The sequence below is a fragment of the Tsukamurella spumae genome (assembly GCF_012396015.1).
GTDB lineage: Bacteria > Actinomycetota > Actinomycetes > Mycobacteriales > Mycobacteriaceae > Tsukamurella > Tsukamurella spumae.
Genome location: NZ_JAAXOQ010000036.1, coordinates 24,603 through 34,513, shown reverse-complemented (window position 1 = coordinate 34,513; position 9,911 = coordinate 24,603). Strand labels below are relative to the sequence as shown.

Here is a 9,911-nt window from a genome sequence, read left to right as displayed (position 1 = left end):
CGACCACCGGCTACTGGGAGTAACCCCCGACGGTGCCGGCCCGCCTCACGCGCGGGCCGGTTCCGGGTCGCCGGAACAGCGGTACCAACTCGCCGGACCCGCGGTACCGACAAGCCCTATCTGCCACAGGTCATCACCATCCCCTGATCCGTCTGCACCAGGTAATACGCCACCGGCCGGCCCTCATCGCGAGGTGCCGGCCGGTGGTGCAGGGGACGGGCTATTCGCCGCGCAGCAGTCCCTTCGCCACGTGCGTCACCTGGATCTCGTTGCTCCCCGCGTAGATCATCAGCGACTTGGCGTCGCGGGCGAGCTGCTCCACGCGGTACTCGGCCATGTAGCCGTTGCCGCCGAAGAGCTGCACGGCCTCCATCGCCACCTCGGTCGCGGCCCGCGAGCTGTAGAGCTTCATGGCTGACGCCTGCGCCAGCGTCGGCGGTTTCCCGGCCCGGGAGGCCTCGATGGCCGTGAACAGCATGTTCTGGACGTTGATCCGGGCCACCTCCATCTCGGCGAGCTTGAGCTGGATGAGCTGGAACTTCCCGATCTCCTGACCCCACAGGGTGCGGGAGCGGGCGTAGTCGATCGACAGCCGCTGTGCCTCGTTGATGATGCCCAGACTCAGCGCCGCGATGCCGATGCGCTCGGCGGTGAAGCCGGCCTTCGCCGACGCCCCGCCGCCGCCCGGCGTCTCCTCGGTCTCGCCGAGCAGCCGGTCCGCGCTGAGGTGGACGTCGTCGAAGAACAGCTCTCCGGTGGGCGAGCTCATCATGCCCATCTTCTTGAAGGCCTTGCCCTGGGTGAGCCCCTCCATGCCCGTGTCCAGCACGAAGGTGAGCACCTTGCGGTCGCGGATCGGCGTACCGTCGCCCTCGTCGAGCTTGGCGAAGACGACGATCGTGTCGGCGTGCGGGCCGTTGGTGATGAAGGTCTTCTGTCCCTTGAGGATGTAGCCGCCGGAGCCGTCGCGGCGCACCGTCGTCTTCATGCCCCCGAGCGCGTCCGAGCCGCTGTCGGGCTCCGTGATCGCCCAGGCGCCCACCTTCTCCATGGTGACCAGCTCGGGCAGCCAGCGCTTCTTCTGCGCGAGGGTGCCGCGGGACTTGATGGTGGACACCGTCAGCCCCATCGAGACGCCCATCGAGCCGATGAGGCCGAGGCTGACCCCGGCCATCTCGACGTTGAGGATGAGGAACATCGACGAAGACAAGGTGCTGGAGGCTCCACCACCACCGGGGGCCCCGGGCTTCTCCCCCGCCTCCTCGGCGGCGAGCTCCGCCGCGAGGTTCTCCCGGTTGACCTGGTCGATGCCGAAGGTCCGCAGCATCTTCCGAGTGATGTCGTAGGGCGGCAGGACGCCCGTCTCCAGCTCGTCGACGTGCGGGCGGATCTCCTTGTCGATGAACGCGCGCAGCGCGTCGCGCACCATCAGGTCTTCGTCGGACCACTCGAACACGGCATCCTCCTGCGTAGAACGTGTTCTATCGTTGGGTCTCATCATCCCACCCCGACACCCAGACGGTGCGCCGAACCTCCGAAAGCACCCTTGACCTGAAGCATCATTGAGGAATTAGCGTCGTCGGCATGGAGACCTCCAGCGGTGGACGCTCAACTACGTCGCCGACCGGCCCGCGGCGGTCACGATCGACGAGGTGGTCGAGTTCCACCGCGGCTTCGTCGACACCGACGACGCCCTCCGCCCGGACGCGCTCGCCCTGGTCGCGACCGGGCTACTCCTCGAGGTCGACGGTGCCCTCACTGTCAGCCCGACGGGGCGGCAGCGCCGGGAGGAGACCTGGTCCGACGTCCACGCAGCCCTCGCGACCATCCGCGAGGGCGTCACGGACGACGAGTACATCACCACGATCCGCTCGCTGCAGCGGATGATCGACAACGTCGGCGCGACGGCCTGGCACGCGTGAGAGGCGTCAGTTGACCTTGCGCTCCAAGGAGTCCCAGAAGGGCGAGCGCAGCAGGAACTTCTGGATCTTGCCGGTCGCGGTGCGGGGCAGCTCGCTGACGAAGTCGATCCGCTTGGGGCACTTGTAGCCGGCGAGGTGCTCGCGGGTGTGGGTGATGAGCTCCTCCGAGGTGACGCCGTCAGCCACGACGATCGCCGTCACCAGTTCGCCCCACTTCTCGTCGGGGATACCGATCACGGCCACCTCGCGCACGGCGGGATGCAGCGCCAACGCGTCCTCGACCTCGATGGAGGTGACGTTCTCACCGCCGGAGATGATGACATCCTTCTTGCGGTCGGCGATCGTGAGGTAGCCACCCTCGAAGGTCCCCCGGTCACCGGTGTGGAACCAGTCGCCCTCGAGCGCCTCGGCGGTCTCGACCGGCTTGTTCCAGTAGGCCGTGAGTGCATGGTTGGTGCGGGCGAGGATTTCGCCGTCCTCGTCGATCTTGAGCCGCACGCCGAGCGCCGGGGCCCCGGCGCGACCCAGCCTGCGCGCCACCTCCATCGGGTCGTCGGCGGCCCACTCCGCACGCTCGCGGTTCACCGTGAGGAGCGGCGAGGTCTCGGTGAGGCCGTAGATCTGGATGAACTCCCAGCCCAGTTCGAATCGGACGCGGTGGATGATGCGCGTGGGCGGCGGGGCGCCCGCGCAGATGACGCGGACCGTGCCGCTCCCCGGAATCGGGCCGACCCACTCGGCGGCCGCGTCGAGCGCCGCCGTGACCACGGCGGGGGCCGCGCACATGACGGTGACGCCATGATCACGTACCCGGCGGAGGATCTCGGCACCGTCGACCTTGCGGAGGACGACGTGCTTGATCCCGACTCCCGTGGCGGCGAAGGGCATTCCCCAGCCGTTGGCGTGGAACATGGGCAGCGTGTGCAGCAGCACGTCGTTGTCGGTGAGCGACATGTGCAGGCCGAAGGTGGTGGCGTTGAGCCACAGGTTCCGATGCGTGAGCTGCACGCCCTTCGGCCGCGCGGTGGTGCCGGAGGTGTAATTGATGGTGGCCGTGGCGGTCTCATCGCCCGCCCAGGGGCGCGGTGCGGCGGTGGCGCCGAAGATCGCATCGTCATCGCGGCCGAACACGAAGACGTGCTTCGCGGTGACGGTATCGAGGAGGTGCTCGACCTCGGGGTCGACGATCAACACCTCCGCACCGGAATCCTCGACGATGTACTCGACCTCCGCCGGTGCGAGGCGGAAGTTGATCGGGACCAGGATCCGGCCCCAGCCGGAGACGCCGAAGAACGAGGTCAGCAGGCGCGCTGCGTTCTGCGAAACGATCGCGACCCGGCCGCCCACGGGCACGCCGAGCTCGTCGAGCCGCGCGGCCTGCCCGCGGGCCAGCGCCGCCATCTCGGCGTAAGTCTTCTCCCCCCACGACGGTGCCGACTGGTCGGGCTCGTCGACCATCCCCACCCGGTCGGGATACACGAGCTCGGCTCTATCCAGGAAATCACGTACACCCAGGTCAACGAACATGGCGACATGATATTGCGGCACTGGACTTTTCACCGTGAAATAGGACAAAACCCGTCCATATGGGTAGGTGCTCCCCGGTGCGCGCACGGACACCGATGCCGTGCCGCCCGGCCCGCGCCCCTAGACCGTGAAGCCGAGGGCGCGGAGCTGCTCGCGACCGTCGTCGGTGATCTTGTCCGGGCCCCACGGCGGCAGCCAGACCCAGTTGATCTTCGCGTCGGTGGCCAGCCCGGAGGTGACCAGCGCGGCGCGGGTCTGGTCCTCGATGACGTCCTGCAGCGGGCACGCCGCCGAGGTGAGCGTCATGTCGATGAGGACGGCGGCATCGTCGTCCACCTTGAGGTCGTAGACGAGGCCCAGATCGACCACGTTGATACCCAGCTCGGGATCGACCACGTCGCGCATGGCCTCCTCGACGTCGAACAGGGTGGGCAGGTTCAGCGGATTGTCGCCGGCCTGCGCCGGTTCGGCCGCGGTCGCCTCAGCCGCAGTGGCCTCGGCAGCATTTTCGCTCATGCCGTCTTCTCCTCCGAGTCGATGATCTGGGACAGGGCGTCCTTGAACGCCATCCAGCCGAGCAGCGCGCACTTCACGCGCGCCGGGTACTTCGAGACGCCGACGAAGGCGATGCCGTCGCCGATGAGGTCCTCGTCGCCCTCGAGCTGACCACGGGACTGCAGCATCTCGGTGTACGACTGCAACATCTTCAGGGCCTCGCCGACGGGCGCGCCGATCACCTGGTCGGTGAGGACGGACGTCGACGCCTGCGAGATGGAGCAGCCCTGCCCGTCGTACGAGACGTCGGTGACGGTCTCGTGGTCGTCGGAGAGCTGCACCCGGAGGGTCACCTCGTCCCCGCACGTGGGATTGACGTGGTGGACCTCGGCCCCGAAGGGCTCGCGCAGCCCGCGGTGGTGCGGGTGCTTGTAGTGGTCCAGGATCACGTCCTGGTACATCTGCTCCATGCGCATCAGATCACCCCGAAGAACTTCTGGGCCTTGACGATCGCGTCGCCGAGCACGTCCACCTCAGCAGCGGTGTTGTAGACGCCGAAGGACGCGCGCGCGGTCGCGGCCACGCCGAACCGGCGGTGCAGGGGCCACGCGCAGTGGTGGCCCACGCGGATCGCGACGCCCTCGTCGTCGAGCACCTGCCCGAGGTCGTGGGCGTGGATCCCGTCGACCACGAACGAGACCGCGCTGCCGCGGTCCCGGTTCTCGGTGGGCCCGATGATCCGGAGCCCCTCGATGGCGCCGAGCCGATCGAGCGCGGCGCTCACGAGCGCGTGCTCGTGCGCCGCGACCGTGTCCATGCCCAGTGCGGTCAGGTACTTCACCGCAGCACCGAGGCCCACGACCTGCGAGGTCATCGGGACGCCCGCCTCGAACCGCTGCGGCGGCGCGGCGTAGGTCGAAACCTCCATCGTGACGGTCTCGATCATCGAGCCGCCCGTGATGAACGGCGGGAGCTGGGTGAGGATCTCACGCTTGCCGTACAGGACGCCGACACCCGACGGGCCGTACATCTTGTGGCCCGAGAACGCGGCGAAGTCCACGTCCAGCGCCGCGAGGTCGACGGGGCTGTGCGGTACCGACTGGCAGGCGTCGAGGACGACCACGGCACCGACCGCACGGGCCCGCGCCACCAGCTCCGGCACCGGCGCGATCGCGCCGGTCACGTTGGAGGCGTGCGTGAACGCGACGATCTTCACCGACTCGTCGAGCTCCAGCGAGTCGAGGTCGATGCGGCCGTCGTCGGTGACGCCGTACCACTTGAGGGTGGCTCCGGTGCGCCGGCACAGCTCCTGCCAGGGCACCAGGTTCGCGTGATGCTCGAGCTCGGTGACCACGACCGTGTCGCCCTCACGCAGGCGGTGCCCGCCCAGCACGACGGCCGAGCGATCGTCACCGAGGGTGTACGCCACCAGGTTCAGCGACTCCGTGGCGTTCTTGGTGAACACCAGCTCGTCCGGCGAGACCCGCACGAATTCCGCGATCGCGGCGCGCGCGTCCTCGTACGCGTCGGTGGCCTCCTCGGCCAGCTGGTGCGCGCCGCGGTGCACCGCGGCGTTGTGCGTGGTGAGGAACTCCCACTCGGCGTCGAGCACCGGGCGCGGGCGCTGCGAGGTGGCCCCGGAGTCCAGGTAGACCAGCGGCTTGTCGTCACGGACCGTGCGGGCGAGGATCGGGAAATCCTGCCGCACGGCCGTCACGTCGAAGGTCGTTGTGGTCATGCCCCTGCGCCAGCTACCGAGCCCTGGGTGAACCGCACGTAGCCGTTCTCCTCCAACTCGTCGGCCAGCTCGGGGCCGCCCGACTCCACGATCCGGCCGTTCACGAAGACGTGCACGAACTCGGGGTGGATGTAGCGCAGGATGCGGGTGTAGTGCGTGATGAGCAGGATGCCGCCGTGCTCGCGCTCCGCGTAGCGGTTCACGCCCTCGGAGACGACGCGCAGGGCGTCGACGTCGAGGCCCGAGTCGGTCTCGTCGAGGATGGCGAACTTCGGCTTGAGCAGACCCAGCTGCAGGATCTCGTGACGCTTCTTCTCGCCGCCGGAGAAGCCCTCGTTGACCGAACGCTCGCCGAACTGCGCATCGATGGACAGCTCGCCCATCGCGTCCTTGACCTCCTTGACCCAGTGCCGCAGCTTCGGGGCCTCGCCACGGACCGCGGTGGCGGCCGAGCGCAGGAAGTTGGACATGGAGACGCCGGGCACCTCGACGGGGTACTGCATGGCCAGGAACAGGCCGGCGCGGGCGCGCTCGTCGACTGTCATCGACAGCACGTCCTCACCGTCGAGCGTGATCGTGCCCTGCGTGACCTCGTACTTGGGGTGGCCCGCGATGGCGTAGCTCAGCGTGGACTTGCCGGAGCCGTTGGGGCCCATGATCGCGTGGGTCTCGCCGGACTTGATGGTCAGGTCGACGCCCTTGAGGATCTCGATCGGCTCGGCGTTCTCGTCCGCCTGCACGACGTTGACGTGCAGATCACGGATTTCCAGAGTAGACAACGTAATTCCTTCTTCGAGTATCAGACGCCGGCGGTGGCGAGTTCGTGTTCGATGGCGGCGGCGAGTCGCTCGCGCAGCTCGGGGACGGAGATCCGGTCGATCAGCTCCTGGAAGAAGCCGCGGACCACGAGGCGGCGCGCCTCGTCCTCCGGGATGCCGCGCGAACGCAGGTAGAAGAGCTGCTCGTCGTCGAACCGGCCGGTGGCGCTGGCGTGGCCCGCGCCCTCGATCTCGCCGGTCTCGATCTCCAGGTTCGGCACCGAATCGGCGCGCGCGCCGTCGGTGAGCACCAGGTTACGGTTGAGCTCGAAGGTGTCGGTGCCCTCGGCCTCGGCGCGGATCAGCACGTCACCCACCCAGACGGTGTGCGCGTCGGGCAGCTTGGACGACGGATCGCCCTGCAACGCGCCCTTGTAGATCACGTTCGACTTGCAGTGCGGCACCGCATGATCGACCAGCAGGCGCTGCTCGAGGTGCTGGCCGTCGTCGGCGAAGTACAGGCCGAACAGCTCGGCGTTGCCGCCGGGCGCGTCGAACTGCACGCGGGGGGTCATGCGGACCAGCTCGCCGCCGAGCTGCACGGCGAAGTGCCGGACATGGGCGTCGCGGCCCACGCGGACGTGGTGCTGCGTGACCCACACCGCGTCGTCGGCGAAGTCCTGCGCGTCGATGATCTGGAGCGACGCACCGTCGCCCAGGATGACCTCGACGTTCTCGGCCACCGTGCCGGAGCCGGTGTGGTCGAGCACGACCACGGCGCGGGCGTGGCGCTCGAGCCGCACCTGGATGTGCGTGAAGGAGGTCTTGCCCTCGCCGGGGCCGGCGATGCGGACGAAGACCGGCTCCGCGACCTCCGCCTCCTTGGCGACGGTGAGCACGAAGCCCTCCGTCATGGACGTGAAGGCCTGCGCCGCAACGCGATCGAACGGCGTACCACCCTGGCCGAGCCGCTCGTCGCCCTTGGCGACGGTCTCGAAGGACACGCCCTCGGGCGTCGCGTCGACGGTGGCGGTCACGGCACCGTCGGCCTGCGCGGAACCGTCGTGCAGGCCCCGCAGGCGGCGCAGCGGGGTGAACCGCCACGCCTCGTCGCGGTGGCTGGGGATCTCGAAGGCCGCCGCGTCGAAGGACGTGAACAGCTCGCCCTTGTTGGCGACGGGATGTGCCTCGACAGCCTCGTTGAGAGTGTTGCTCACTTAGCCCACGGACCCTTCCATCTGAAGCTCGATCAGGCGGTTCAGCTCGAGCGCGTACTCCATCGGCAGCTCCTTGGCGATCGGCTCGACGAAGCCGCGCACCACCATGGCCATGGCCTCGTCCTCGGTGAGGCCGCGGCTCATCAGGTAGAACAGCTGGTCGTCGGAGACCTTCGAGACGGTGGCCTCGTGGCCCATCGTCACGTCGTCCTCGCGGATGTCCACGTACGGGTACGTGTCGGACCGGGAGATCGTGTCGACCAGCAGCGCATCGCACTTGACCGTGGACTTGCTGCCGTGCGCGCCCTTGTTGATCTGGATCAGGCCGCGGTAGCTGGCCCGGCCGCCGCCGCGGGCGACCGACTTGCTGACGATGTTGCTCGAGGTGTTCGGCGCGAAGTGCACCATCTTCGAGCCGGTGTCCTGGTGCTGGCCCTCGCCGGCGAAGGCCACGGAGAGCACCTCGCCCTTGGCGTGCTCGCCCATCATCCACACGGCCGGGTACTTCATGGTGACCTTGGAGCCGATGTTGCCGTCGATCCACTCCATGGTGGCGCCGGCCTCGGCCTTGGCGCGCTTGGTGACCAGGTTGTAGACATTGTTCGACCAGTTCTGGATGGTCGTGTAGCGGCAGCGGCCGCCCTTCTTGACGACGATCTCGACCACGGCGGAGTGCAGCGAATCCGACTTGTAGATCGGCGCGGTGCAGCCCTCGACGTAGTGCACATAGGCGTCCTCGTCGACGATGATCAGCGTGCGCTCGAACTGGCCCATGTTCTCGGTGTTGATCCGGAAGTAGGCCTGCAGCGGGATGTCCACGTGGACGCCCTTGGGCACGTAGATGAACGAGCCGCCCGACCACACGGCGGTGTTCAGCGCGGAGAACTTGTTGTCGCCCGCGGGGATGACCGAGCCGAAGTACTCCTCGAACAGCTCCGGGTGCTCCTTGAGGCCGGTGTCGGTGTCGAGGAAGATGACACCCTTCTCCTCCAGATCCTCGCGGATCGAGTGGTAGACCACCTCGGACTCGTACTGCGCAGCGACACCGGCGACGAGGCGCTGCTTCTCCGCCTCGGGGATGCCGAGCTTGTCGTAGGTGTTCTTGATGTCCTCGGGCAGGTCCTCCCAGGACTCGGCCTGCTTCTCCGAGGAGCGCACGAAGTACTTGATGTTGTCGAAGTCGATGCCGTCGAGGTCGCTGCCCCAGGTGGGCATCGGCTTCTTCTCGAAGATGCTCAGCGCCTTGAGTCGCTGGTTCAGCATCCACTCGGACTCGTTCTTCTTGCCCGAGATGTCGGCGACGACGGCCTCGGACAGGCCTCGCTGCGCCGAGGCGCCGGCGGCATCGGAATCGTGCCACCCGTAGCCGTAGGTGCCCAGGGACGCGATCGTCTCCTCCTGGGACAGCGGGCCGTTCTCGACCGTTGTCATCGAAGCTCCTTAGCGGTTGCTCGCGGTACCACGCGCTCGAGGGGCACGTGGGTGGTGCATGCGCGGTCACCATTGGCGATGGTGGCCAAACGCTGTACATGTGTTCCCAACGCCTGCTCGAACGCCGAAATTTCGGCCTCGCACAATTCGGGGAACTCGGCTGCGACCTCCGACACCGGGCAGTGGTGCTGGCAGATCTGGACGCCGTTGCCCACTTCCCGGGCATCGGCGTTGAATCCGGCGGCCGACAGGGCCGCCGCGATCCTACGGGCGCCGTCCACCGGGTCCTGCGGCCCGGGGGCTGCGCCGACGGAGCTCATGGCCTGCTCGGCGCGGCGCCGCGCGAACGCACGCACGGCCTCCTCGCCGCCGACCTCGCGGAGCGCGCGCAGCGCGTCGACCGCGAGGACGTCGTACCCCTGCCCGAGTTGCCGGCGCCCCGCGGGCGTCAGCAGGAACTCCTTGGCGGGGCGCCCCCGGCCGCGGTTGGCCAGGCCCGACGGTGCCGCCACCGTCACGTCGCCCGCCTCGAGCAGATTGTCGAGATGGCGGCGGACGGCGGTGGTCGTGATCCCCAGGGCCTCGCCGATATCGGCCGCGGTGGCCTGGCCCCGGTTCATGAGCAGCGCGACCACGGCGTCACGGGTGTCCCCGTCACGCTGTGCCGTCGAGGCGTGAACCTCGTGCTGCTCGCTTTTCACAACACGATTGTTTCCTAATTCGTCCAGCACTTCCAGCAAGGTCAGGCTAAGCTCAGCCCCGGTGAGCGACCGGACTGAGCGGGCGGACGGCCCCGGGACGTGCGGCCCACCGTCTACTCTTG

10 protein-coding genes are annotated in these 9,911 nt (G+C 68.3%); 1 reads left to right on the top strand and 9 read right to left on the bottom strand.

Annotated features, from left to right (window positions below; genetic code table 11):
* Positions 1–220: 220 nt before the first annotated feature.
* Positions 221–1,456 carry an acyl-CoA dehydrogenase family protein gene (locus HF999_RS19840; protein WP_168547538.1) on the bottom strand — a complete coding sequence of 412 codons (1,236 nt, stop codon included), beginning with the start codon at positions 1,454–1,456 and terminating at the stop codon, positions 221–223.
* Positions 1,457–1,652: 196 nt separating this feature from the next.
* Between HF999_RS19840 and HF999_RS19835 the strand changes: the two genes are divergently transcribed.
* Positions 1,653–1,922 carry a hypothetical protein gene (locus HF999_RS19835; RefSeq protein ID WP_168547537.1) on the top strand — a complete coding sequence of 90 codons (270 nt, stop codon included), beginning with the start codon at positions 1,653–1,655 and terminating at the stop codon, positions 1,920–1,922.
* Positions 1,923–1,928: 6 nt separating this feature from the next.
* On the opposite strand, the gene HF999_RS19830 is transcribed toward HF999_RS19835, so the two are convergent.
* The 8 genes from HF999_RS19830 to HF999_RS19795 form a co-directional block, all read right to left on the bottom strand.
* On the bottom strand, positions 1,929–3,449 hold the full coding sequence (locus HF999_RS19830; protein WP_168547536.1) for an AMP-binding protein: 1,521 nt from the start codon (positions 3,447–3,449) through the stop codon (positions 1,929–1,931).
* A gap of 120 nt (positions 3,450–3,569) precedes the next feature.
* Positions 3,570–3,965 (bottom strand): metal-sulfur cluster assembly factor, encoded by a 396-nt coding sequence (locus HF999_RS19825; protein WP_068569045.1) that lies wholly within the window; start codon positions 3,963–3,965, stop codon positions 3,570–3,572.
* Positions 3,962–4,420 carry a Fe-S cluster assembly sulfur transfer protein SufU gene (sufU, locus tag HF999_RS19820; protein ID WP_068569046.1) on the bottom strand — a complete coding sequence of 153 codons (459 nt, stop codon included), beginning with the start codon at positions 4,418–4,420 and terminating at the stop codon, positions 3,962–3,964. Before sufU ends, HF999_RS19825 begins: the two co-directional genes overlap by 4 nt.
* Positions 4,420–5,682 (bottom strand): cysteine desulfurase, encoded by a 1,263-nt coding sequence (locus HF999_RS19815; protein WP_168547535.1) that lies wholly within the window; start codon positions 5,680–5,682, stop codon positions 4,420–4,422. The genes sufU and HF999_RS19815 overlap by 1 nt, the downstream gene beginning before the upstream one ends.
* Positions 5,679–6,461 carry a Fe-S cluster assembly ATPase SufC gene (gene sufC / locus HF999_RS19810; RefSeq protein ID WP_068569048.1) on the bottom strand — a complete coding sequence of 261 codons (783 nt, stop codon included), beginning with the start codon at positions 6,459–6,461 and terminating at the stop codon, positions 5,679–5,681. The genes HF999_RS19815 and sufC overlap by 4 nt, the downstream gene beginning before the upstream one ends.
* A gap of 20 nt (positions 6,462–6,481) precedes the next feature.
* The gene (gene sufD, locus HF999_RS19805; RefSeq protein WP_168547534.1) at positions 6,482–7,657 is read right to left on the bottom strand and encodes a Fe-S cluster assembly protein SufD; all 1,176 of its coding nucleotides are present in this window, start codon (positions 7,655–7,657) and stop codon (positions 6,482–6,484) included.
* Positions 7,658–9,088 (bottom strand): Fe-S cluster assembly protein SufB, encoded by a 1,431-nt coding sequence (gene sufB, locus HF999_RS19800; protein ID WP_068746598.1) that lies wholly within the window; start codon positions 9,086–9,088, stop codon positions 7,658–7,660.
* Positions 9,085–9,789: a helix-turn-helix transcriptional regulator gene (locus HF999_RS19795; RefSeq protein WP_068569051.1), complete on the bottom strand. Its 705-nt coding sequence runs from the start codon at positions 9,787–9,789 to the stop codon at positions 9,085–9,087. Before HF999_RS19795 ends, sufB begins: the two co-directional genes overlap by 4 nt.
* Positions 9,790–9,911 lie beyond the last annotated feature (122 nt).